This window comes from Anoxybacteroides tepidamans, from assembly GCF_014201465.1.
GTDB classification, from domain to species: Bacteria; Bacillota; Bacilli; order Bacillales; family Anoxybacillaceae; genus Anoxybacteroides; species Anoxybacteroides tepidamans.
This window is the reverse complement of the sequence record NZ_JACHEP010000004.1, coordinates 127723-153351: the sequence shown is the minus strand read 5'-3', so window position 1 is coordinate 153351 and position 25629 is coordinate 127723. Positions and strand designations below refer to the sequence as shown.

General features: G+C 41.1%; 24 protein-coding genes and 2 pseudogenes. 1 reads left to right on the top strand and 25 read right to left on the bottom strand.

Annotated features, from left to right (window positions below; all coding sequences use genetic code 11):
• Positions 1–266: 266 nt before the first annotated feature.
• From HNQ34_RS06675 to HNQ34_RS06645, 7 genes and pseudogenes are all read right to left on the bottom strand, one after another.
• Positions 267–425: a dTDP-4-dehydrorhamnose 3,5-epimerase family protein gene (locus tag HNQ34_RS06675; RefSeq protein ID WP_183252857.1), complete on the bottom strand. Its 159-nt coding sequence runs from the start codon at positions 423–425 to the stop codon at positions 267–269.
• Between the two features lie 16 nt (positions 426–441).
• Positions 442–1185, bottom strand: coding sequence for a sugar phosphate nucleotidyltransferase (locus HNQ34_RS06670; RefSeq protein WP_183252856.1), 744 nt, complete (start codon positions 1183–1185; stop codon positions 442–444).
• 24 nt (positions 1186–1209) lie between these two features.
• On the bottom strand, positions 1210–2322 hold the full coding sequence (locus HNQ34_RS06665; RefSeq protein ID WP_183252854.1) for an aminotransferase class I/II-fold pyridoxal phosphate-dependent enzyme: 1113 nt from the start codon (positions 2320–2322) through the stop codon (positions 1210–1212).
• Positions 2323–2351: 29 nt separating this feature from the next.
• A complete protein-coding gene (locus tag HNQ34_RS06660; RefSeq protein WP_183252852.1) occupies positions 2352–3008 on the bottom strand; it encodes an acetyltransferase in 657 nt (218 codons plus the stop codon).
• Positions 3009–3429: 421 nt separating this feature from the next.
• Positions 3430–6672: a glycosyltransferase gene (locus HNQ34_RS06655; protein WP_183252850.1), complete on the bottom strand. Its 3243-nt coding sequence runs from the start codon at positions 6670–6672 to the stop codon at positions 3430–3432.
• 983 nt (positions 6673–7655) lie between these two features.
• Positions 7656–8750, bottom strand: a pseudogene (locus tag HNQ34_RS17835) (glycosyltransferase); the annotation flags it as partial.
• A gap of 13 nt (positions 8751–8763) precedes the next feature.
• Complete coding sequence (locus HNQ34_RS06645) at positions 8764–10692, bottom strand: glycosyltransferase (protein WP_246363890.1); 1929 nt, start codon at positions 10690–10692, stop codon at positions 8764–8766.
• Positions 10693–11171: 479 nt separating this feature from the next.
• Between HNQ34_RS06645 and HNQ34_RS06640 the strand changes: the two genes are divergently transcribed.
• Complete coding sequence (locus tag HNQ34_RS06640; RefSeq protein WP_183252843.1) at positions 11172–12113, top strand: endonuclease; 942 nt, start codon at positions 11172–11174, stop codon at positions 12111–12113.
• Between the two features lie 26 nt (positions 12114–12139).
• Here the strand turns inward: HNQ34_RS06640 and HNQ34_RS06635 are convergent.
• The 18 genes and pseudogenes from HNQ34_RS06635 to HNQ34_RS06550 all read right to left on the bottom strand — a co-directional run.
• A pseudogene (locus HNQ34_RS06635) lies at positions 12140–12253 on the bottom strand (flagellin); the annotation flags it as partial.
• A gap of 350 nt (positions 12254–12603) precedes the next feature.
• The gene (locus tag HNQ34_RS06630; protein ID WP_183252841.1) at positions 12604–13323 is read right to left on the bottom strand and encodes a flagellin N-terminal helical domain-containing protein; all 720 of its coding nucleotides are present in this window, start codon (positions 13321–13323) and stop codon (positions 12604–12606) included.
• 140 nt (positions 13324–13463) lie between these two features.
• Complete coding sequence (locus HNQ34_RS06625) at positions 13464–13649, bottom strand: hypothetical protein (RefSeq protein WP_183252839.1); 186 nt, start codon at positions 13647–13649, stop codon at positions 13464–13466.
• Positions 13646–13894, bottom strand: coding sequence for a carbon storage regulator CsrA (gene csrA, locus HNQ34_RS06620; RefSeq protein WP_183252837.1), 249 nt, complete (start codon positions 13892–13894; stop codon positions 13646–13648). Before csrA ends, HNQ34_RS06625 begins: the two co-directional genes overlap by 4 nt.
• Positions 13895–13906: 12 nt before the next feature.
• Positions 13907–14341, bottom strand: coding sequence for a flagellar assembly protein FliW (gene fliW, locus HNQ34_RS06615; RefSeq protein WP_183252835.1), 435 nt, complete (start codon positions 14339–14341; stop codon positions 13907–13909).
• Positions 14342–14358: 17 nt separating this feature from the next.
• Entirely contained in the window at positions 14359–14904 is a 546-nt protein-coding gene (locus tag HNQ34_RS06610) for a DUF6470 family protein (protein WP_409978358.1), read from the bottom strand.
• A 9-nt stretch (positions 14905–14913) separates the two neighbouring features.
• Positions 14914–15798 carry a flagellar hook-associated protein FlgL gene (flgL, locus tag HNQ34_RS06605; protein WP_183252830.1) on the bottom strand — a complete coding sequence of 295 codons (885 nt, stop codon included), beginning with the start codon at positions 15796–15798 and terminating at the stop codon, positions 14914–14916.
• Positions 15799–15807: 9 nt separating this feature from the next.
• Positions 15808–17346, bottom strand: a complete 1539-nt coding sequence (gene flgK / locus HNQ34_RS06600; protein WP_183252828.1) for a flagellar hook-associated protein FlgK — start codon at positions 17344–17346, stop codon at positions 15808–15810.
• A gap of 11 nt (positions 17347–17357) precedes the next feature.
• On the bottom strand, positions 17358–17828 hold the full coding sequence (locus HNQ34_RS06595) for a flagellar protein FlgN (protein WP_183252826.1): 471 nt from the start codon (positions 17826–17828) through the stop codon (positions 17358–17360).
• A gap of 15 nt (positions 17829–17843) precedes the next feature.
• Positions 17844–18107: a flagellar biosynthesis anti-sigma factor FlgM gene (gene flgM / locus HNQ34_RS06590; protein WP_183252824.1), complete on the bottom strand. Its 264-nt coding sequence runs from the start codon at positions 18105–18107 to the stop codon at positions 17844–17846.
• 75 nt (positions 18108–18182) lie between these two features.
• Positions 18183–18587, bottom strand: coding sequence for a TIGR03826 family flagellar region protein (locus HNQ34_RS06585; RefSeq protein ID WP_183252822.1), 405 nt, complete (start codon positions 18585–18587; stop codon positions 18183–18185).
• Positions 18588–18601: 14 nt separating this feature from the next.
• Positions 18602–19039: a YaaR family protein gene (locus tag HNQ34_RS06580; protein WP_183252820.1), complete on the bottom strand. Its 438-nt coding sequence runs from the start codon at positions 19037–19039 to the stop codon at positions 18602–18604.
• Between the two features lie 81 nt (positions 19040–19120).
• Positions 19121–19948 (bottom strand): flagellin N-terminal helical domain-containing protein, encoded by an 828-nt coding sequence (locus HNQ34_RS06575; RefSeq protein WP_183252818.1) that lies wholly within the window; start codon positions 19946–19948, stop codon positions 19121–19123.
• A gap of 93 nt (positions 19949–20041) precedes the next feature.
• Positions 20042–20467 (bottom strand): flagellar export chaperone FliS, encoded by a 426-nt coding sequence (gene fliS / locus HNQ34_RS06570; protein WP_183252817.1) that lies wholly within the window; start codon positions 20465–20467, stop codon positions 20042–20044.
• Positions 20468–20530: 63 nt separating this feature from the next.
• A complete protein-coding gene (locus HNQ34_RS06565; protein ID WP_183252814.1) occupies positions 20531–20818 on the bottom strand; it encodes an EscU/YscU/HrcU family type III secretion system export apparatus switch protein in 288 nt (95 codons plus the stop codon).
• Positions 20815–23301, bottom strand: a complete 2487-nt coding sequence (locus HNQ34_RS06560; protein WP_246363884.1) for a coiled-coil domain-containing protein — start codon at positions 23299–23301, stop codon at positions 20815–20817. Before HNQ34_RS06560 ends, HNQ34_RS06565 begins: the two co-directional genes overlap by 4 nt.
• 80 nt (positions 23302–23381) lie before the next feature.
• Positions 23382–24092, bottom strand: coding sequence for a ComF family protein (locus tag HNQ34_RS06555; RefSeq protein WP_183252812.1), 711 nt, complete (start codon positions 24090–24092; stop codon positions 23382–23384).
• Positions 24089–25588: a DEAD/DEAH box helicase gene (locus HNQ34_RS06550; protein ID WP_183252811.1), complete on the bottom strand. Its 1500-nt coding sequence runs from the start codon at positions 25586–25588 to the stop codon at positions 24089–24091. Before HNQ34_RS06550 ends, HNQ34_RS06555 begins: the two co-directional genes overlap by 4 nt.
• Between the last annotated feature and the right edge of the window lie 41 nt (positions 25589–25629).

Genomic DNA, 25629 nt, shown 5'->3' with positions numbered 1-25629 from the left:
CGCCCAAACGAATAAATCACCTTCGCTTTCGCATATTTGGCCTTCGGATCCCATTCGTTGTGAGCAAGCTGGAGATAAGCAACGGTTGTTCCATCTTTGTTTTTGCGTGTTACTCGTCGTATGTACATGCCTATATTATAACGTATAAACATTCATTTTAAAAGAATAAATTAATAAATCGTGTGCCTATGAAATTCGGCGTTTTTTTCTAGGATCCGCAATCACGAAATCCTTGATATAAAAGCATTTTAGTCATTTCCATTTGCCTAAAATGGTCTCAAAACTGTCGAACTTGGGTGGATATCAAAACCTAGTTTACGAAATGTTTGTTCATTATAACTTTCCATAAAAAAACCGCGCTCATCTTTGTAAACTGTAGGCTCCAATACAAATACACCGTCAAATATTGTTTGAATCACCCTCATGCCATTCATCCTTCGATTATTTCATGTTTTTATTAAACAAACCGCCAAAATCAACATCTTTTGCAAGTTCATTGGCCCGCAAATAAGATGAATGCGTACCGGCATCCGTCCACCATCCGTCCAAAATATCATACGTCAGTTCATTTCGTGCAATATAGGCATTATTCACATCGGTAATTTCCAACTCACCGCGTGCAGACGGTTTTAACGTTTTAATAATGTCAAATACTTTTGCATCATACATATAAATTCCTGTAACCGCATAACGGCTTTTCGGCTTCTTTGGCTTTTCTTCTATACTCTTAATACGATTGCCTTCGAGTTCAGGAACACCAAATCGCTCAGGGTCCTCTACCTCTTTAATTAAAATTTTCGCTCCTGCCCCTTGTTCTTTAAAATTTTTAACATATTGCACAATACTATCAGAAAATACGTTATCTCCCAAAATAACTGTCATTAAATCATTGCCGACAAATGCTTCACATAACCCTAACGCTTGCGCAATTCCACCAGCCTGGTCCTGCACTTTATACGTAAACTGAACATCAAATTCAGAACCACTGCCTAAAAGATTAACAACATCCCCCATATGTTCACGGCCAGTCACAATTAAAATATCAGTAATATTAGCCTCTTTCAGTTTATAAATGGCATGGTAAATCATCGGATATTTTCCAACTGGAAGCAAATGTTTATTCGTTACTTTCGTTAGCGGATAAAGGCGGGATCCCGTCCCACCGGCGAGGATGATGCCTTTCATTTAAGTAATCCTCCTACAAATAATTTAAGAAATTAGTGAACCTATAATGTATCTAACAATATCTCTACTCATATCTTCCCAAAACGGAAGACTTAATACTCTCTTAGTAATTTCGTTCGTTATAGAAAGATCAGAATAAGGACAATTTAAAAATTGTTTTTGCTGATGACAGGCAGGTGAAAAATACGAAACAGCCTGAATGTTTTTTTCCTCCAATTTTTTTAAATAATATGTATTAAGTTCATCCTTAGGACAAAGAATGGAGAAAAACTGAAACGGTATTTTCCCTCTTGTTTTTTGAACTTGCCATCCTTGTTCGAATAAACCCGCATTTGTTATTTCTTCTAAGTAAACATTATAAAGTTGTTCTCGTTTTAAAATTTTTTCTTGATAAACATCAAGTGTAGCTAGTCCAATCGCTGCAAAATACTCCGACATCTTTGCATTAATTCCTAATGTAATAGACTCCCTTTTACCGTAATATCCAAAATTAGCAGCAGTTCTTATATTTTTTATTAATTCTTCATCCTGGCTATAGACTAATCCACCTTCACCAATTCCAAAAGATTTTGTTGCATGAAAACTAAAGACAACAGCCCCCTTAAATCCTTGACCTATGTGTTGTCCATTATAAGTAGTTCCAAAACAAGGAGCAGCATCTAAAACTACTGGTATTCCTGATTCATGCAACTTTTGATAGTATGAAAGATCTAAATAATTTCCAAACGTAGCATACGGCACAACAACAGCCACTTCATCCCCCAATTGATTTAAAACTTCTTCCAACTGCTCCTGATTCATAAACCAGTCATCTTCATTGATATCAATAAAATAAGGCTCTAAACCACACCACATAGCGGCTAAAGGTGTCGCAGAAAACGTAAAACTAGGCATAAGAGCGTATTTCCCTTTCGGCCGCTTCATTTGGGAAATTGCTAAGATTAATCCTAGTGTAGCATTGCTGACCGTTGTCACAGCACCTAAATTATCGAAATATTCCTCTATTATTCTCTCTTCAAATTTATTGTTTAACGGACCGTAATTCGTATAGATATGCGTATTATCTATTTCTTCAATATATTCCTTATACACATCTAATGTTATCAAGTTGGGCTTTAAAAAAGGTATTTTTTTCACCGCGACTTATTTCTCCTTGTTTTTTTAATTTATAAATACTTTTCTCCTATTTTCCTACTCCTAATTATTTTGGCTGGTGTACCATATGCAACAACATAAGATTCAATATCTTTAATCACAGTAGCCCCGGCACCAATTAAAGTATGTTCCCCTATATTTATAGAATGAATAACATTAGCTCCTAGAGAGATAGCTGAATAATCTCCTATCTTTACATTACCTGCAAGAGTCACACCTGGAGCAATACTAACATAATTGCCAATTAAACAGTCATGATCAATAGAAGATTTAGTATTTATAATACAATGCTCACCAATAACTGTATCACTATTTATTACAACCCCCCCCATAACTACTGTTCCATCTCCAATTTTCACTCTATCACCTATAACAGCAGAAGGATGTATTAGTGAAATAAACTTAAAATTTGGAATAATATATATGACTTTCTCTACAACTTTTCTTCGAACCCAGTTGTCACCGATAGCGACTATCCCACCATATATTTCTTCGTTTAAATTCAAAAGAGACGATTCATCACCTAATATTTTATAACCACAAAACTCTTCATTTCGAGAACGAAAGCCATCAATCACACCATAAAGACTATACTTTTCAGATTTTCCAACAATATCAATTACAACTTTTGCATGTCCACCTGAACCAAAAACAACTATTTTCTTCATTATCAAAACCCCTAATTTAAAGAAAACGTAATAAACCATATAAATATTGTAAAATATTGATAATATAAAACCAAAAAACACAAAAATGTATTGACCAAAAACTCAAAAAATGTAAATGGAATCCTACTAGTACCTAAAAACATCAAATATACGAAAACTTTGTATATACATACAGATTGAACTTTTGATAAAGATTGAACTTTTGATAAAAAGAATTTCGCCTACTCTTTTACCCAAATTAAACACATTGATCGTATCAGTCTGAACTTATATAGACCATTCCTAATCATAAGTGTTTGTTTTTATTCAACTTGGAGATAAAGTAGTTTTAATAGTACGGAAAACACTGCGAAATCTACTATAGATTTCTTAAGTGTTTTCCGTTTTTTATGCTTTATCACAATATACGTCAAGTATTTTTTTATTTTTCTACCACATATAAAACATCTGTATCTGATAACCCATATTTCTGTGCTTCTGATAACCCATATTTCTGTGCATAATTAAACTCTTTAACCTTAAATCCAACCGACTTTAATCGATCTACATAATCCTTGGCATATATTCGAACATGATCTGCCTGACCGAATACTCTTAATCTTTCTTCTGGAGTAGTAATACTTGGATCCTCAAATGTTTCTTTTAAATTTAGAGCAATTGGAACTTGTATAATTCCCCAACCACCTTTTTTGAGAACCTTATATAATTCTGACATTGCTCTTAAATCATCTGGTATATGTTCGAGAACATGACTACATATTATGACATCAAACGATTCATCACTATAATTTTTTATATCAGTAATATCGATTTTTTCCATTAAATCATCCGACGGATATAAGTCTCCACAAACATATGTGATGTTCTTAAAACTCTGTAGCCATTTTCTCAATTGAGTTTCTGGTGCCACATGAAGAACTTTACTATAAGAATGTTGTAAATTAGTTTCTTTTTCAATATACAATTTGTATAACCTTTCTCTATCCATAGATCCACAAGACGGACAAATTGCTGTGTATTTATTATAGTTTTCAAATATATAGCTTGGAAAATCATAAATATCAGGCCATGGTTCAAAACGTTCAAACCTTTTATTACAATAGTTACAGCAATATTTATCTTGGTGAGTAATAATCTCTTTAATTAATATTTCAAATTGAGATTGCAATTCTTTATAATCAATTGAATCAGTTTTAGACTCATTAATATATAATTGAAATATATAGTTAATAATTTTTAGTACGTTATTTAACGCTGTTTTATAATCATCTTCAAGTGATAAAAAACCTTTTTTACGCGAATGCATTATTAAGTATATCCAATCATTAATTGTATTTTTTGCATATTTTAGAGACTTTTGATTCTGACCAGGATGTTGCCTAAAGTAACTTAAAGGCTCAGATATATATACAGCTTTCCCCTTAGCTAATAATGCTATCCATGACGCAAGATCATTAAGCATCGGAACTCTTCTACCATGAAGATACCCAAAAGTTTCACTTAAATCTTGTTTTCTAAATAATACAGTAGTTGGTTCACCTACTACATTTATATTATTTTTGAGCATATAATTCCCTAGCACTTTACCATCAATAATAGTATCTTCATGAAAAAGTTTTTCAGTAGTCGGCAGATCAGGTAACTCATATCCGTTTTGGTCAATAAGTTTTCTATAAGATGTAACAAGCGTTATATCTTTATATTTGAGAAAGTATTTTATCATTTTTTCTATTTTTTCTGGATGAAAAATATCATCATCCATTAGATAATTAATATATTCTCCTCTTACCAGCTGAAAACAGCGGTCAAAATTCCCTTCTACCAACGGTGAATTATTTCGATAATATCTAATATTGTTATATTTATTTAAATAAGGCTTCAGCATCTTTTCAACTTCATTATTCGTACTATCATCACTTATAATAATCTCAATATTAGGATATGTTTGATTAAGAGCGCTTTGTAAAGCTAATTCAAGATAATGGGGTCTATTATAAGCTGGAATCAGAACACTAACTAATGGATAATTTTCATTAACAACTATTATATTATTATTTGATTGTTTTCTCACTGTTTCTATTTCTAAAATAAGCTTCTTATAAACATCTAACAGTTCCTCAAATTTATCATTATCTTTTTCAGATTCCTCTTTTAATTGTTCTATTATTTTTGCTAAATACTTCTCACAACTGTTAAGTGCAATTAAATAGTCTTCCTTCTGCTCCAAAAATCCTTTTTTTCTCGCATTCAAAACCTCATGAGCATGATCTAAAGCCCCATATAATAACATTTTTTTTGATTGCAACTGTTGCTCACTATGAATTCTAAAATAACTTAGTGTTTCACTAACATAAACTGCTTTTCCTTTAGATAAAAGGTTAAGCCATGATGCTAAGTCTACATTACATAAATATTTCCTTCCACTGAAAGTACCGAAAGGTTCATCCAGATCACGCTTTCTAAACAATACGGTAGTGGGTTCACCGATACAATTTATTAATGTTTTTAGTATATATTCCCCAAATATTCTCCCATCTATAATAGTGTCTGTTTTAAAAAGTCTTTTAGTACTTGCAATATCATTTAATAAATTTCCATTTCCATCTATTAATTGCCTATGAGATGTAACTAATGTTATTTCGTTTTTTTGATCATTGAGATAATAATTCATCATTTTTTCAATTTTTTGAGGATGAAATAAATCATCATCCATTAAATAGTTAATATATTCCCCATTGGCAAGGTTAAATAACTTAATATCATTTTCAAATTGTCCTAATCTAGTCGGATTTTTGATATAGGTTAAATTATCGTATTTAGCAGTATATTTTTTGATTAACTTTTCTGTTTCATCATTTGTGCTATCATCACATACAACAACCTCAATATTTTCATATGTTTGATTCAATGCACTTTGTAAAGCAAGCTCAAAATAATGTGGACGATTATAAGTAGGAATTAGTATGCTTACAAGAGGAAGAAACTTCTTGTTTAATCTCTGAACATTTTCCTCATAAACATCAATAAACTTTTTTCGATCATCATCAAATCCATTTTTCACATTCACTATGCCACAGTCATGAACACACCACGGCTCGTTTTGGCGCACAACTCCTACATCATAACCGGTTAATAAAAATTCTTGACACTGAGAAAGATCATAAAAATGCCAACCAGTAAACAAATCTTCTCGCCACGGAATATCGTATTGAGTAATCATTATTAACCCGTCGATAGCTTGCACGGGTTCATAGTCTAATTCTGTATTCTTAAAACTTAATAACTTCATTTCTCCAGTATGACTGTCGTAAATCTTTCCAAATCGTTGAGTGCTCTCCCACCAAACACCGCTTTTCGGAATTGTTTTAGCCCCAGCTACTCCAATCAACCCTAATTTCGGATACTTTTCAAAAAGAGCAATAATATCATATAGGAAATTTTTGTTAACTATAAACACATCCTGATGCAAATACACTTTATACTTTGCATCTGTTTTTTTCATTGCTTCGTTATAACCAGAAGTGATGCTTTTTGCCCCTTCTATTGCTATAATTTCGATTTCGTATCCTTCTGGTACATGAAGCGATCTCACATAACGCACAGACTCTTCATATAACTCTCGGTTGTTAACGCAATAAATAAATGCGATTTTTTTGTCGTTCATAATCAAAACTCTCCTCTTGCTACTTTTAATAGCTGTAGCACTTGTTCATCAGGTTGTTGGATTTTTTGTAAAAATGTCTCTGCTAGCGCATGCTCTCCGTAAGTAAGAAGCACATAGCCTAAATTGTATAACGTATCTACGTTCGTCGGCTCTTGTTCATAAGCGAGTTGCAAATAAGGCAATACATGTTCATGAAGCCCTTGTTCAAAACATGTAATGGCGAGAACTTGTAGTATTTTTACTTTGTGAATAATGCTCGTATCGATCATCTCCTTAATCAGTAACTCGTCAATCTCGCCACGGGCAAGTTTGTCGACGATTGCTTGTTTCGCTTCTTCAACATCTACGTCAAACTCCAATCTGCGCAACAAAAACGTAAGCTCTTGCGCCTTTTTCAACGGCTGTTCATTAATTTCTTCAAACAGTTGTTTCACTTCATCATCTGGTTGGCGAATGAATGACAAATATCGATTCGCTAGTTCTTTTTCACCGTAAGAGTTTAACACGAACGCTAAATTATATAGCGTATCTGTATCGTCTTGGCACAACTCAAACGCCGCTTGCAAATACGGTAAAACATGTTCATGGTAACCATGTGCGAAATTTTCGATCGCAAGTGCATTTAATAACTCAATTGCTTCATCCATTTTTTTTATTATATCGACAACTTCGGTAGTAGAAAGATGATGTAACTGTTCTAAAACGTGATGACGATCTTTTTTAGATGCGAAAGCGTCAATTAGTTTCCTTACATCTTCCTTTTGCTTATAAGCGCATACAACAAACGATTTTGGCATAAGTAAAGATTGGACGGTCTCTCCATATAGTGCTTTCAGATGGTTGACTAACCTATGTTTGCTGTCATTCTCTGAAAAAATCAAGCCTCTAACAGACATCGATAGCGGATGTCGTTTAAATAAATCATCCAATTGACCTAAGCTATATAAATTCGTACGTTCAAGTGGATTACGTCCAGCGATCAGTTCTTCGATCACTCGGAAGTGCCCTGCATTTTGCACACGAGCGAAAAACTTTCCATTTGGTTTTAAATGTTCAACAACAAAACGAAGGAAATGATCATTTAACGTAAACGTACGATCGCTGTACAAAATAAGATCAAACATTTGTTTTTTTATTTCACTGTCTTCTAAGTCATTCGCTACGTATGCATACCGTTGTGCTTCTTTCATAGCGAATGTATTTTGTTCTACGCCGTATAACGTTGCATGCGGGTACTCATGTTTGATTTTCAGTAATGTCGCCCCTGCACCGCAGCCAATGTGTAACACATTGGCATGGGTTTGGCGATCCATCGCTATTTGACTGAGTATCTCCCATTCGATGGCATACGCTTCAACATCAACGTTCCATTTTTCTTCGAATTTTTTTTGATTATCTCGCAACAACTTCGAATAACCACTACCGTCATCTTTCCATGATACGCTACCGTAATGATGAATAAACGTATCTTTACATAGCATTAGACGATAACCAGCTTGTCTTAAACGAACAGAATAATCGTCGTCCTCAAAATTCCCTGGAGTAAAACGTTCATCCAATAGCCCTACTTTATCGATCGCTTCTTTTTTGATGAGCATGCAGAAACCGATCAGTTTTAACCTTTCTTCCCATTTATTTGGATCAAGCACATTATGTTGGGAAGCGAACACATGCATTTCATTAATCGACGTATAATTCACAGGAATTGTTGAATAATAGGCAGCAGAATTTGTAACTGGTCCTACCGCTCCAATATCATCAGCGCTATATAAACAAACTAACAAATGGTCAAGCCAATTCTTTGTAACGACGACATCGTTATTTAATAAGAGAATGTTTTCTCCCTTTGCGATTTGTATTCCTTGATTACATCCTTTCGGAAAACCAACGTTTTCATTATTAAAAATCGTTCGTATGTTCCCTTGTTCTTTTAGCCATTCAACCGTTCCATCTGTGGAATGGTTATCAACCACAATAATCTCATATGTGCCTTCTCTCGTATATTGACGAATACTTTCGATACATTGTTTTGTATAGTCCAACTTATTGTGAGTTAATATGACGATACTTGTTTTCATCGTGCTCTCCCTTTTACTTTTCTTTCTCCTTTAGCCATTGACTATCTGGGTACATGAGCTTCGCCTGCTGAACAACCTTCTTTTTTTCTTCACTCATTCCACATATGTTCATCAGCTCAATCACATATTTGTACAAACGAAAATCACGATGGCCAAAACTGATCGCTAAAAGTCCATATTGCATCGCTTCCATCGCTTCATTTTTTACAGCTAACGCTTCGATCACATTAACGAATGACTCAGCATCCCAATCGTTCATATTCTCAACAGAACGATACAGTTGCAGCGCTACATCCATAAATTCATAGCGATGTAGCAGATGACCAATTTTAATATGGATAGACGGAGCAAATTTATCTTTTAAAGCGAGCAACTGCTCAAACAACTCGTATTCTTTCAGTTGAATCGTCCGCTCAAGTAAAAGTAAGTAAAACGTTGATTCCGATACTTGCTCATACTCGTTCATAATAAACAATAAAAATTCTTTCTCTTTTTGCTCGGAAACGAGATGAAGAAGCAAGCGAATGACATCAAGTTGATTTGTTTTCAACGCTAACACTAATAAATCGTACGAATCTAAACTTCCCGTTCGAATGTACGTTTGTAAGTCCGGCATAGAACTTTTAAGCATTTGCTGTAATGCTTCTTCATAACGTCTTTGTAATATATTGATTTTTATTTCAAAGCCGCGACGAATCGTTTCATCGCTTAGTTTCAAAGCGTACCATTGCACAACCTTTTCTAAATGTAAAACCGAAGCAATACGCGAGATTAACAAAGTCGCCAGTTCATCGTTTGCTAATTGTTTATTTTCAATAAATTGAATGATTTCTTCCTCCCGATGAACACGTGCTAACAGCTGTAAAACATGATAGAGCGCCTCGTAGCTTCTACGATTAAAAGATAATGCACTGGAATAATGGTACATCGCTTTTTGTAAATTCCCTTTATGTTTGTAAATATGACCAAGCAACATATGTGGATCATATTCAACATATTCAAACGTTTTGATGATATGGGGATACTTGTTTTTATTTTGAAGCAAATACTCTAGCTGTTCTGCCGCATCATCATAGCGGTATTGTAAATAGTAAATTTCCCCACGCAAAAATGGAAAATCGGCTGTTTCACTATATAAATTTTCTGCATCAGTGATGACTTGTAAAGCATCTTCAAACCTTTGTAAATACTTCAAACATAAAATAATTTGCACAAGACAATATGAAACCCAACTTAAGCGAATATCCTTTTTCTCTTGATACGCTTTAATAAATGATTCTAACGCCTTCTCTATTTCACCTTTTGAAAGATATTCGTTTCCTAAATTAAAATAATCAAAGGCAACACTTTCGCCTACTTCCATTTCATATTCAAGAAGCGGCGCATTCCGATCGTGTTTTTTCTTTTCCGTCACCGCTTGATGCATATAGCCTGTATGATAAACAGTTAAAATACCTTGCGCAGCTTGGACATATTCGCCATTTACTTTCCGCAATTGTTCATGAATGGCACGAACGTATCGTAAGTGTGGGGAATTGCGATAAATGCGTGTATGGCGATGTTGAAGAACACGCTCACCGTACACCCCCATAAAGTTGTAGATGACAACGTCATACGCCTCCACGCTCTCGTCTGTTTGTTTTAGTACATCAATCATTTCTTGTAAATTTGCACGCTCGACATATTCGTCTGCATCTAATACGAGAATCCACTCCCCTGTCGCTTGTTGCTGCGCAAAATTGCGCGCATCTGCAAAACTATTCGTCCATTCAAAATCATATACTTTCTTCGTATATTTCAACGCAATATCTTTTGTCGAATCAGTTGATCCTGTATCAACAATGACAATTTCATCAACGATACCATATACAGAGTCTAAGCAACGTTGTAATACTTTTTCTTCGTTTTTTACGATCATACATAATGATAAAAATGGTTTCATCGTATTCTTCCTTCTTTCGTAGCTCATATATTCATCTACTGTTTATATCGGATAAAAAGGTAGGGGTGTGAAGGGGGAAGGTAAAAAAACATGGTATTTACTTTTGAAAAAAAGTAAAAAATATTATCCATTTCTTTCGTCTTTTATGGAGTAATCGGTATGTTTCGACTGTCGGGTGACCGAACAACACCGCTTTCAGACAAATGCATTTGTCTGTGAAGCGGTTGGTTGTTCGATCCTCTGTCACGCGAAGGCGTGACGAAGGCAAGTCACACACTTGCCTCCGACAGTCGAAAAAATAGGGAGTCTACTTTTTCGTCAGCCATAAGTTAACCCTCCCAGTTGTATTTATATAGCTACCGATCAGCTAACTAGCCACCCTCCGATGTTTTATGTATAAAATCCAATAATATTATTGCTCAATTAATATATTTGCATTAAAATAGGAACAAAAGTTCTGATAAGAGGGGAATAAACACATGAGAATATTTCAACAACTACCTATTAAAGCATTAAGCATCATTAGTGGAAAATTACTTGGGGATGCCAATATTAGTATAGAAAAAAATCGCCATCCACGGTTTCGCTTCGTTCATTCAGTTAACGACCAAGCATGGTGTTTTTATTGCTATGAACAATTAAACAAATATCTCCCTCTTTCCAAACCAAAATATCGAAAAGTCTTGGACAACCGCGTCAAAAAGGGATTTACGGAACAATACTATACCCAATCATTTAAGTCGAAAGTTGTCGATCAACTAAAATCGTTATGGTATCCGAATAGTCGAAAAACAATTCCTTTTGAATTTTTAACTTATTCATTTACGCCTATTTGTCTGGCATGGTGGTACCAAGATGATGGACATTTAAAAATTGAAAATGATCAAGTGAAAAAAGTCATTTTGTCAACAGATGGGTTTACAAAAGCTGAAAACGAAGCATTAATTCAATTAATGAGGCAACGATACGATCTAAACTTTTCTTTAGACAAGCAAAACAGACTTATTCTTTACGACAAACCGCAAATTTTTTATTTTATTCGTTTAGTTAAACCGTATGTACATGAAAGTATGAAGCGTAAAATTACTATCCCTTCCAATTTAAAAGAATCTGCCAAAAAAAGAACGACTATTTACTTACCAAACATACTCCACATTACTCAACCTACGAAAGACATTCACACAATATTAGAGCAACTTCCTGCTTTACACAACAAGTTATCGAATGAACATACGTACAAAAAATTGTTTGCAGAAAAATTCCCGATGTTGAAAATAAACAAAGCAACGGCCAAATCGTATCAAATCGAACTAACAAAAGAACATTTTCAGCAAATCAATGCATGTAGACAAATAACAGGTTTAACGATGAGTCAAGTTGTTTACCTATGTGCCATCGATAGTTATAAAAAGAGACCTTAGAAAACCTAAGGTCTCTTGCTGCTTTATTAGCGAAGTAGTTGTAATACTCCTTGTGGTTGTTGGTTGGCTTGCGCAAGCATCGCTTGTGCTGCCTGTGTCAAGATGTTGTTTTTCGTAAACTCCATCATTTCTTTCGCCATCGTGCGAACATTTGCTTTCGCAAATGACTAGACTATCTCTTCACCCGCTAGCTTTCGCTAGGTAGGGGCCGGGCACTTCGAATGATATAGGACGATGGAGCATCCTACTCACCCTACGGACTTCATCACCATAGCGCTCGCTTTAGGTGGTATGTCCTAGTCGTTGAACCTTCTCCAAGCTTTCGCTACAGGAGCTTGGCTGCTGGTTGCCCAATCCTTTAGCTTTTTTCAGCCGTTACGCTTGCCGTTTCCAGCTTCGTTGTGGCACTAAAGGCTCTAAGGGGTTTCCAGCAATTCACCCGGTCATACTCCTAACCGTTTCCAGTTAGGACGACTGTGCTTGTCACCGCTTAAGCGGCTAAAGCATAATCTACGTCGCGAATACGAGATTCCGCAGCAGTTAAGTTTTCGGCAGAAGTCGATAAGTTGTTAATTGTGTACTCTAAGCGGTTTTGCAATGCACCAAGTTTTGAACGCTCTTGTGATACAGCATTAATCGCTGTGTCAATCTTAGCGATTGATGCACTAGCCAAAGAGTTATCTCCAACAGAAATGTTCCCTGCATCAACAGTCAATGCTGTAGAGTTCATCGTTGCAATGGATAAGTTAATAATTTGATTGCTGTTCGCCCCTACTTGGAACGTTGCTGTCATTGAACCATCAAGCAAGTTCTTTGTGTTAAATTGTGTCGTGTTGGAAATGCGGTCAATTTCTGAAATTAATTGGTTCAATTCTTTTTGAATTTGTTCACGGTCAATTGTCGTATTCGTATCGTTCGCACCTTGAACTGCCAACTCGCGCATGCGTTGTAAAATCGCATGTGTTTCGTTTAACGCACCTTCTGCTGTTTGGATTAGCGAGATTGCATCTTGTGAGTTTTTAGAAGCCATTTCTAACCCACGAATTTGCCCGCGCATTTTCTCGGAAATCGCAAGACCTGCTGCGTCATCGCCTGCACGGTTAATGCGAAGGCCAGAAGAAAGTTTTTCCATGTTTTTCGCAGCGTTTGAGTTGCCAATTGTCAATTGACGATACGTATTCAACGCCGCAATGTTGTGGTTAATTCTCATTGTTTTTTCCTCCTTGAATTTGTTTTTCCCACATCCGTGTGGTTGTTTGCAGTTTCGAAAGTCGGCCGCCTTTCGTTTCTGCTTCCACTTTTATTATCGGCTTCGTTGTTTTAAAGTTTAATAGTTTTTTGTAAAAAAAATTAGATTTTAATGTCAAGAAATTGTGAAAATGGAGATGGTTGTTGGATTTCTTTCACAATACGCGCTGGGTCGTCTTTATGTTTGTTAATCATCTCGTTTAACGCCAGTTCGGCGATTTGTTTATTATCTTCAACAATGCGCGCGATGACGCCAGGAATTTGGACACCGCCAATGCTCACACTCATGCTTCCTCCCCTCCTTTCCGTTGTTTTAATTGTTCAGTGAGCTGTTTGAGCGACGAAGCGGAGACGAGAGAAGCAGCGTTATTTTCCGCTTGGATGGCGAGATACACTTCCTTTCGGTGAATGTCAATATGTTTCGGCGCATGGATGCCAATCTTCACTTGATCGCCTTGGATGGCGAGAACGGTAATCTCGATGTCGTCGCCGATTTGGATTACTTCTTTTAATTTGCGCGTTAGTACAAGCATCGTTCTCGCCTCCTATTTCGCCACTTTTTCTGAAAATAGACGATGTTTCGTTTTGTATAGCGTATTCGTTAAAATGACTTGCTTGCCGAGACGCTCGCGGACGTTAATGACGACAGGCGCCTGCAAGTTCGCCGTCGTGTCGTCAAACGGTTCGGCGACGGTTAAAATGACATATACCGCCACGTCTTTTTCCGCCTTGAGCGACAGCTGTTCGCACGTTGCATCATCAAGCTCGATTTCGTACGTCGGAAAATACGAAAACGGCTCGATCATGACAAAGCCGAGCGCCGGCGTCTGAACGGACTGCAAAATGACAAACGGCGTATCATCAAGCGGCAATAAGACGAACTGCTTTTCGTCGAAAAAGCCGGGAACACCTTGTTCGAAACGAATGATGTCCGCCGCTTGAATGTCAATCTCCCCATGATATTTAGTAGCAATTTTCATCTTTATCCCTCAATTCGTTATGTGACGACATCAATGCGCAACGAGTTGTGCCGCGCTAAATCGAAATGGACAGCACCCGGTTTGTAGTCGATTTGCGCAGGGCGCGGCTCGATATGAATGCGCGCGCCGTACGTTTGCCAATTCAGCTCAAGACGCCCCGGTTCAAAGCCGATTTTCACGCTGAACGGCCGCGGTACAAGCCCAATGTTAAATTCGAGCGGCGGAGGCTCACTGTTTGCTTGTGCCTGCGCCGCAAGCACATCGCCGCCCTGTTCGATGCGCATCAATTCATCTCCTTGTGCCGATACGGTTTCTAAATAGGATAGCCAATTTTCATACCCTTCTTGCGCTGCTTCGGCGATGCGGCGAAAAATATGTTTTAAATCCATATCCGCCCACGCTTCCGATTGGTCGATCGTCAAGCGCGGCGGCGTTGTTTTCATCTCTAGTTGCGCCGGCGGCTGCTCGATCGAAACGTCCGCGGGCGGCTGGCGTATTTCCATTTGCGCCCGCTCAATCGAAATTGCCAGCTGCGGGAACGTTGCTTGCATTTCGAGTCTCATCGCCATCACCTAACGTAAAAAGTCAACGAGCGTCGGCTGAATGATGCGCGCCCCGACGGACAGTGCCGCACGATGGACGCTTTCTTGCGTTTTTAAATCCGTAATGACTTTTTCAATGTCAGCGTCTTCGTTGTCGGAAATCATTTGTTGGGCGATGACTTGCTGCGTGGAAAGACGCTGCTCGACAAGCTCGAGCCGGTTGACGCGCGCGCCAAGCTCGGCACGCTCGGCGAGGACGCTATTCATACGATCGTCCAAATCTTTCAATAAATTGTCCAAATTGCCTGCTGACGTACCCTTGAACGTGTTTTCAATTTGCTGCAGCGTATCGAACAACTGTTGGCTGAACACGTTGTTTGGGTTAATGTTTGCCTTCAGCTTAACTCCTTTTGACACTTCCACTGTAAAATCATCGGTATTATTTTGCACAAGCGGCGCAGTTGGCGGCGTTTGCTCCGTTACAGGCGCTTCGGCAATGTTTGTTCCGTTGAAAATATATTTTCCGGCTACTTTCGTGTTCGCCGTTTGCACGAGATCGCTTTTCAGCTGCTCAATTTCGCGGGCGATCGCCTGCTGGTCTTCCGGCGTCAACGTGCCGTTTTTCCCTTGCACGACAAGTTCCCGTACGCGCTGCAATACTTGTGTCGTATGGTCAAGCGCCGATTCGGAGTTGTCCATCCACGTATAAACTTCGGACAAGTTCCGTTGGTATTGTTCGATTTCTGTTAAACTTGTACGGTAATACATTCCTTTCATCGCCACAACCGGATCATCGGATGGACGTTGAATTTTTTTTCCAGTCGATAATTGTTCTTGATATACGCCGAGCCGATCGTAGCTTTTACTTACATTACGCAACGAATTGTTCGTAAGCATAAGTTGGGTTACGCGCATTTATTCCACCTACCTTCCGACAATGCCCATGTTATTAATGATTTTATCGAGCATTTGATCGATCACCGTAATCATACGCGCCGACGCATTATAGGCATGCTGGAATTTAACCATGTTCGTCATTTCTTCATCAAGCGATACCGAGCTGACCGACATGCGGCGTTCATCGACCGACTGGCGAAGAGTATCGCTATTATCCGCAAGCCGTTTTGCTTCTTGCGCATTGACCGCCATTTGTCCGATGACGCTTTCGTAAAAGTTTTGAATCGTCGTCGTACTGCCAGCGATGGACATCGTCGTGTTTTTCACTTCCGCAAGTGCTATCGCATTGCTTCCGTCGCCAAGCTGGCCTGTTTTGGATGCGGCAATATAGTCCAATGAATCTTTAATATTTTGCGCCAAATCAAGCGTTCCGGCTGGGTCATTCACATCAAACGTAAAAAACGGATTGCTCGCCAATTTCGTTTTACTGTTGATTTCAGCGACACTCCAGCCGCTTTCATGCACTTCATTAAATTTTTCGGCAAACGCTTTTGCCATCTCATTTAAATTGTTCAACATCTCCGGATACAATCCGTTCACCGTCGTGCCGCCATCTTCGCTATATCCGTAAGAATAAAGAAGAGCGCCGAGTTTTCCGTTTTCTTTTAAATTCATAAAAGTCGAAAACGTTTGGTTGCCAAGCGAAAAAGAAACGGCAGGACCTTCTTTTTTCACATTATCTTTATATTGCACATCGAATTTCTGCACGGTGCCGTTTCGTCCGTCGACAAGCGTTCCGATCGTCGTGCCGCTCGTTTTATCGACAAGCTCCACCGTAAACCGCCCTTCAGCAATTTTCAGCGCGTTACCGCCACTCGACACCGCTGTCACACGAATATTTACATATTGCGACAGTTCATCCAATAAGCGGTTTCTCTCATCATACAAGTCATTTGGCAAATAGCCGTGTACTTCCGTTTCACCGATTTGTTTGTTAAGGCTGTTCAGCTGGTCAGCGAGCGAGTTGACAGCTTGAATCGTTATGTCCATTTCATTTTTCAAATCGTTTTGAACCGATTTTAACGAAGTGGATAAATAATGAAACGTTTCCGCTACTGCGATGCCGCGCTGGCGAACGACAGAGCGAGCGCCGGAGTTGGACGGGTTGACCGCTAAATCTTGCAGCGATTGCCAAAAGCGGTCGAGCGTTTTCGCCAATCCTTCTTCCGACGGCTCGTTCATAATTTCCTCCATTTTTTTCAGCGAATCAGAGCGCATGTTCCAATAGCCGTATTTCATATTTTCCCCGCGGTATTGCACGTCTAAAAATTCTTCGCGCATGCGCTGCACCGTTCCGCCTTCCACGCCTGTTCCGATTTGTCCTGGAATGATAGGACGGTTTTGCGACGCATATGGATATGCCGGGGTTTGGACAAAGTTGATGCGCTGGCGCGAATAGCCAGGTGTATTGGCGTTCGCAACATTATGGCCGGTCACATATAAGGCTTGCTGCTGGGCGGTCATGCCGCGCCGTACCGTTTCTAAACCTCCAAATGTAGAAAGCATCGTAATCCTCCTTACGCCTTTGACTCGAACACCGAGCGCTCGAGCGGCTCATCGTACGTATTTGTTTTGCTATAGTTGACGGGCTGCGTTTGCGGCATCATCATATCGAGCGTTAAATAAATGAATTGCAGCGCTTGTTCAGTCAGCTGTCGGTTTAAGTCATTGACTTCCTTTATTTGCTCGATGAAGTGAACGAGTTGTTCGTATAGTTCCATTAGCTGCAAACGTTCCTGCCCATCGGCACGTTCGATACAGCTTGTCATGGTCGCTTCCGCAAGGCCATGTTGCTGCATAAAGTACAGCCGGTTATTTTCAAGCTGCTGGATGGCGAAAATATGTTTTTGCTCATCTTTCATAAGCGCCGTTAACATTTCAATGTCTTGCTTTTTGAGCGCTTCTGTTTTCTTTAATGCAAGCTGATAGAGGCTTTTATGCAGTTTGACTTGTTTTTCTAAGAGAGAAATTAATTCTGTAAACGTCATCTTTTTTCTCCCCAATTATTTGTTAAAATAATAGTTCAAAATGCTTTCGGCAACCGCTTTGGCGTCAACTGTATATGTGCCGGCTTGCACTTGTTGTTTGAGCTGCTCGACTTTTTCCTGGCGAGCCGCTTCTAATTTAGACGCTTCCTGCAGTTCTTTTGCCGCTTGCGAAATTTCGACTTTATCTTTTTTGCCGGTTAATTTCGCCGCTTGTTCGGTTTTATTGATTTGCCGTTGATAAGGATTGACGTTCATCGATCCAATGCGATGGATGTTCATCGTGCTCACTCCGTTTTCTTTTGTTTGTACGCGCAAACGTATCTACTGTTTATATCGGCAAAAATATGCTTATGTTTAGTTTTCATCTTTTTTCGTATAATAAGTTACACGGTGTTGTTTGTTTGATTGTTTTTCTTGTTCTAATTGCTGCAATTGTTTTTGCAGCCCTTGGCTGCATTCAACGCAAAGCCGGCCTTCGCGAATCAGTTTGCCACATTTTTCACACGGATAGCCGAGGTTCGGAAATTGCACGAGCTGTAGCCGCCCTTTTTTAATCCATTTGATAATGAGCGCTTCGTCCACTTCGGTAGCAGCGACGACTTGCGCAAGTGTAGCGGTGCGGTTTTCGCGCTTACGAAGAAAGTTATGCACTTTTTCAAACAATTTTTCTTCTTCTTTATAGCACTGTTCGCATACGTCACGAAATTGGTTTTTGACAAACAGACGGCCGCATTTCGGACAGTTATCTAATTGTGCCATACTTCTCCCCTTCTTTACGTGTAAATATTAATGATGAGCCCTTGAATTTCGCCGATCAACCCTAATAAATCAAGCCCTTTTTGTTCTTTTTGCAAAACGGCGTTCGTTAAATCGATCAGTTTTTTGTCGACTTCTTTGACGATTTTATAAATTCGTGTGCGCCCGCCGCGGCTAAAGCCGCGCTGTTCCTTGAGTTCAAGACCGCTTTTGACAGCATCGTCGAGAAATTGTTTGACAAGTTTTTTATATTTTTTTAAGTCTTCAATCGTTTGCGATTCGGCTAGTTTTTTTCCTTGCGCTTCGATTTCTTGGACTTGTTGCTGGATGCGCTCAAAGACGATATCATTTCGCTTTTTTGCCATCACTTCGGTAAACGAAACCGATTCGGTCGGTTTTTCTTCTTTTCGGCTGACGTTTGTGGCATTCGCCTTCGTCACTTTTTGCACTTCCATAAGGATCACCTCGTTACGACCATTATCTCACATCTACAAAAAAAGGGCGAGGTCTTGTTGACCTAACCCTATAGTGAAACATTAGCTTTTTAACAATTGCAAAATTCCTTGCGGCAGTTGGTTTGCTTGCGCGAGCATCGCCTGTGCTGCTTGGTTTAAAATGTTGTTCTTCGTAAACTCCGTCATCTCCATCGCCATATCGGTATCGCGAATGCGGGATTCAGCTGATGTTAAGTTTTCATTTGCTGTTTTTAAGTTGTTGATCGTATGCTCGAGGCGATTTTGGTATGCGCCCATTAATGACCGAGTTTTTGATACAGAAATAATAGCTTTATCTAACTCCGTTATAGCAGTTTGCGCTGTCGCAAATGTTTTAATATCTAAAGTGGAAATGTCTACTTGATCTTCACCAAGCGATGTTTTTAATTGTTTTTTCCAAGTGAGCGTTAGTGTTTGTAATGTGTTAGCTCCGATTTGCACTTCAATAGACTGATCTGTAGTCAATACTTGCATTTTATTGAATTGTGTATCATTTCCAATACGATCGATCTCTTGGATCAGTTGCTGGAATTCCCTATCTAAAGCATCGCGATCTTCTGTTTGATTTGTACTATTCGAGGATTGTACTGCCAATTCTCTCATTCTTTGAAGCATGCTATGCACCTCGTTTAAAGCCCCTTCAGCTGTTTGGATGAGGGAAATCGCATCTAAGGAGTTGCGTTCTGCAACTTCTAGCCCGCGGATTTGCGAGCGCATTTTTTCGGAGATGGCAAGGCCAGCAGCGTCGTCTGCCGCGCGGTTAATGCGCAAGCCGGATGAAAGTTTTTCTAAGTTTTTCGAAGTGTTCAATTGGTTTGTCGCTAAGTTGCGATAGGCGTTTAGTGCTTGAATATTGTGGTTAATTCTCATCGAATCGTTCGCTCCTTTTTTTCAGGATCAAATAAAATTTGCATAACGGTCTAGCTTCGGCTCCTAGCGCCGGCAGTCGCCTCCGCTTTTTTCTTATTCTTCATACGTCGTCACGAATTTTTCATAAACCGCCGCTTTTTGCATAAACGCTTTTTGCACTGGCTTTGCTTCTTTTTTCATCGCTTCGTTCCACGCGCGGGCGATTTCAGTTGCTATGTTGAGCACCTCTTGCATCATCCCGACATCTTTTTTTACGTTTGCGTCAATAAGCCGTTCCGCCATGTAATTGTAAAGCGCATCGAGCTGATGAGCGACAATGCCGGCATCATATTTTAAGCCAACGCCAAGGCGGCACAAAATGTCGTTCGCTTTTTGCAGCCGTTTGTTTGCGCGGACATAGTCGCCTTGCTTTGTGCTTGCAATCGCTTCTTCCAAGCTTTCGAGCAATCCTTCATAAAGCAGTGCAGTCAATTGCTGCGGCGTTTTTTTATATATCGCTTCTTCGGTGAGGAATTCCACACGTCCACTCCCCTTTTTTTCGCCATTTCCCTACTTTATTTATCGTCACGTTTTTTTATTAGTTTAATAGGTTCGCTCCATTTTTTCTATTAAAATTAAAATTTCGGCAATGACCGCATACAATTGCGGTGGAACGCTGTCGCCGAGATCAAGATCAAGCAAATGCTGAACGAGGGAAACGTCTTGTTCGATCGGTACGTTGCTTTGCTTAGCCAGTTCAATGATTTTCTCAGCGACGTAGCCGCGCCCATGAGCGACGACCGTTGGCGCTTTGTCGCCTTGTTCGTAGCGAACGACCGCCGCCGAAGGACCGTTCACTTCTTTTTTCCGTTTTTGGTTAAAGTACATCATATCGTGAAATCATATCCTTTCTCTGTCCACGTCGCCCGCTTCTGTGCTGTTTCAGCCGTTTCTTTTTGTTTTTCCGCAAACGTTGTAAACTGGACGTTGCCGATGCGATAGCCGATCTCTTCCAGTTTTTCTTTTGCCGCATCGACGAGCGGGCGCATTTTTTCTGCAAAATCTTCACGATTGTTGCGAAAAGTAAGCGAAAGGGTCCGTGCGTTGGCGCTTAACAACACGCCGATATCGCCAAGTTTGTTCGTTTCAAGCAAAAAGTACAGGCTGCAATTTTCCCAATCGATGCGTTGGCCATCATTGCGCGCGTTGACGTATACTTTCACATCTTTTACTTCTTTTTGCAGCAGGAGCGGAATCGCGAAAAAGAGCGTTTGCATCGCGCTTCCTTGATCGCCTTTATTTAATAACTGCTGCCCGGTTAAATGGGTCATCGCTTGCTCAGCTTGCTTCGCTGCCGCTTCGTTCCCTGTTTGTGCCAATTTCGCCAGCAATCCTTTTAGCGATGCCTCCACCTCTTCTTGTTTGGTCCCCCCTAAAACGAGAGCATTGGCTATTTCCGACTCATATGTTAATCCGATCCGGCGGACAGTATCGAACAGATGACGGGCGGACGGCTCCGGCTGAACGATTTTATTCCATTCCATCAACAACGCTTTTTCAGGCGTGTCTTGCTTCATGTTTTCAGACGCAACAAAATGTTTCACTTTTATATCCGACGGTTTAAACTGCATTTGTTCTAATGTGTTTTTCACTTCTTTCACAAGCTTTTGCGCTTCGCTCATCTGCCCTTTATCTAAAAGCTTTTTCGCTTCCGCCAGCTGCGAACTTGCTTGCAGCAGCTTTTTCTCCATCGCCATATCGGCGAATAGCATCACGTCGCTTTTTAAAATCGTTTGGTCGAGCTGTTTAATCGTCGCTTCTAGCAATTGTTTCGCTTGTGGGCGGACCGCTTGCTTATATTGGTTTATTAATTGGTCTATCGCGCTTAAGTTGCGCATCATATCGCGCTTCGTCTGTTTAAATTGGTGAGCCGCTTCCGCCATGCGTTTCGTCACCGTTTGAACGATGATATCTTTCGCTTGCAGTTGGAGAGCGGCTTGCCATTCGGCTTCAATCGTCGGCTGCTCGGCCGGTAATGTTTGCGCAATATTGCTCAATGCCTGCAACATCGTTTGCCGCGCGGCTATTTCCCGCCCCTCTTCGGATAGCTGCTGGGCTTTGGCCAGCGCAGTGGCAACTTCTTGTTGGGCATCGTGATGTTTATTAAGCGCTGGAATCGTTTCTGTCTGGACTGTTTCCAACGCAACTTTCATATCCGCTTCACGTTGTATCACTTTAATCGCTTGCTGGATTTGTTTTTTGATTTGCTGCACCGCCTCTTCGATATTGCGGGCAGCACGAACGATTTGCTTCGCTTCTGCGACCGCCTGTTGAAGAGAGAGCGCTCGCTTTTCTTCAATGTTCAGACTCACCTCTTTATTTTCTGCTTCCGCTAGCGCCTGTAGCAGTCTCGTTTTCGCCGATAATGGCTGGCCAAAGCGATATAATTGCTCGACTTCATTCAACGCCTCTCCAAGCGCTTGGCGCACTGCCTCGTTCCCTTTGACAACCGAAAGCGCCTTGGCAACAACCGGCTCGCGCTCCACTTGTTGGCGCACGAGGCGGAGCGCTTCGTTTGCTGGGGCTGGATCACTCGTTGGCGCTTCTTTCCGTTCTGCTGTCACAAGCGCTTGCATAATATGGCGGCGCGCAAACGATTCGTTGCCGCTTTCTTTGAACACAACCGCTTCACGCACCGCATTTGCCAATGATTCATTGCCGCTTCCTTCTGCATATTGTTTCGCTTGCTCCATGACGCGGTTAATATCAGGCTCCTGCTGCAGCTGCAGGCGCAATTCCGCCAAAGACACAGAGCGCTGTTGGGTGCTCGGGGCAAAGGAAAAATTCGCGTCGATCGCCTCAACGATCTCGTTTAACGAAGCGCTGAGCGGCTTGCCGTGCAGCGCTTCATGCACCGCTTTTAACTGCGCAACAGTCATATCCAGCTTTTTGCTCGCGGCCACTTGGATCGTTTCTAACTTTTGCTCTACCGTTCCTATTTCTTCCGCTAAAAACGCACGCAATGAAGCAATCGTTTCACGCGTCAACGGCAGTTGCTTCGCCGTTACGATCTCCGCCGCTTGGCGCAGCTCAGGCGTTTCGAATGAAGAAAGCGCCGATGAAGACGGCGGCGTAACGACCTTGCCTTCTACGACTTCCCCTTGCTGGCCAGTAATTTGAACGGATATACGACCCGATCTAGGTGCTTCTCCTTCAAAACGAAAACGCACATCGACGCCGCGCAGTTGGACGATCGCTTCACGGTCGCCCACCTTTTCTTTAATAATCGCTTCGTACACATCACCTGCCTTTAATGTCACCGTCGCTGCTGATGATAACCAAGGACGATGCTGTCCGTATCCCCGTATTTCCATTTGCACCATCTCCGTTCTACGTTCTTCTATTCTTTATATCGACACATTAACGACGGTTTTGAATGGGAGTTTATTCCCAGCTATGCACGAATGAGCGTAAACGAACAAACATCGCACGCCCCGGCCTCCTTCAGCAGGCGTGCCGCATGGTAAACAGTGGAGCCGGTTGTGTAAATATCATCAATAATGACAACCGATTTTCCTTGCAATTGCCCACCAGCGTGCAGGCGAAATGGTGCTGTACGCAACCGCTCATACCGCGATTTTTTCGATTGCTTTTCGGAATCATGGCGCTCCAGCACGTCAAAAACCGGGAGAAACAGCAAATCCGCGAGCGCCTTCGCTTGATTAAATCCGCGTTCATACAGGCGCTCACGGCTGAGGGGGATCGGGATAAGGAGCGATTCAGAGGAGAAGTGGCGGAAAAACTCGCGGCGAACATCGATCCGAAATGCTTCCACCAACGCGTAGTCGCCGCGAAACTTCCAGCGGGAAACGACTTCTTTCATAAAATCATCGTACACATACACCGAACGGTTTTTCGTTAACATTCCGCTCCACTCATCGTCTTGCTGCCAGCGAAGGCAATCGGCGCAACATTCGCCTTGCCGGTACGTTTCGTCAAGGAGAGAAAACGACCGGCCGCAGCGGTCGCATATGTCTCCCTCAATCAATGAAAAAGAACGGCGACACACGTCGCACAGAACGTCTTCTTGTTTGACCGTCAACAAATCGCTCCAACTCATTCTCGAAACATAGCGACGATGGCAAAGCAAGCAGTACCCGTTCATCGTTTTTGCAACAGCCCCCTTTCTTTCGCTTCATTGTTCATGCGGACGATTTGCCGCTTGGCAGCAAGCATCGCTTTTGTCTTTCCGTAGTGAAAAAAACGAACATCTCCGCTCGGATATTGCGCACTGCGTCCGACCCTTCCGGCAATCTGGACGAGCGCCCCTTCCGTAAATAGGTCATCTTCCGCCCCAAGCACCGCGACATCAATGTTCGGAACGGTCACGCCCCGCTCTAAAATCGTCGTCGTGACGAGAAGCGGAATCGCCCCTTGGCGAAAAGCGCCAACTTTTTCTTTCCGTTCATCATCTTCGGCATGAACTCCTTCAATTCGGCCGTCGAGCTTTTTCAAAATCGACACAACATGCTGAAGCAATTCAATATGGGGAACGAACAAAAACGCTTGTTTCCCATCCACCAGCCGCTTTTCCACCCATGCGGTTACATTTTTCGGAAGCGTGCCCCGTTTCACTTTTTTGCGCCAATTTCCGCACCATTCGAACGAAGGAACAGGAAGAGGATAGCCGTGGTAACGCGCAGGGATGGTGACAGCCGTTCGCTTTTTTTGCTTGATTTCTTGCTGCCAATGGGGATGGGGAGTAGCAGTTAAATAAATGAGAGCAGACGTTTCACACCGCGCTTTTTCCGTCGCATATGAAAGCATCGGCTCGACCGAATACGGAAACGCATCGACTTCATCGATCACCACCACATCAAACGCCCGATAAAACCGCAACAATTGATGCGTCGTCGCGATCACAAGAGGTGCCTGTTTGCCACGATCTTCGCTTCCCCCGTATAACGCAATGGCCGGAACGGAAGGAAATGCTTGCTTTAAACGAGGGGCTAACTCTAACACAACATCGGTTCTTGGAGTGGCGAGGCAAATGCGTTTGCCAAGCTGTAGCGCCCAGTTAATTCCGGGAAACAGCACCTCCGTTTTTCCGGCGCCGCATACCGCCCAGACAAGCAATTCTTCATTATTCTCAATCGCCCTTACGACCGCTTCAGCCGCTTGCTGCTGTCCAGAAGAAAGCGTGCCGTGCCAAACGAGCGGCTGTTTATAAAACGTGCGCTCAGACCGGACGAAAGAAACGACAAGCGGCGTGCATTCGCTCACCCGCCCCATCGTAATGCATTGCCGACAATACGTGCACAGCCTTTCACAGCGGGCGCAAGCAAAAGAAGCGAATAAATGCGTCCGCTCGTTTCCACATCTTTCACAGCGATAGCCCTGATCAGTGCGGACAATGCCTTTTTGGTAGAAGATATATCCATGTTCATAATGCTCCTGAATGAGTTCGAGCGGAAATGGAAGTTCATCCAAAAGAAGGTGCTTTCCATCAAGGAATGAGAGAAGTTCAGAAGAAACCGAAAAATGAGGATTTTTTTCATAGGCGGGGATCGTCGGGATCTGGCTGATCGGCACAGCCTCCCCTTCCCAAACATCGACTAACGGCTGCGGCAACCATTTCGTTCCATCATAAACAAAACGCATCTTATCCCTCCATCCATCAATAGCGGGCGCTAAAACCGCTC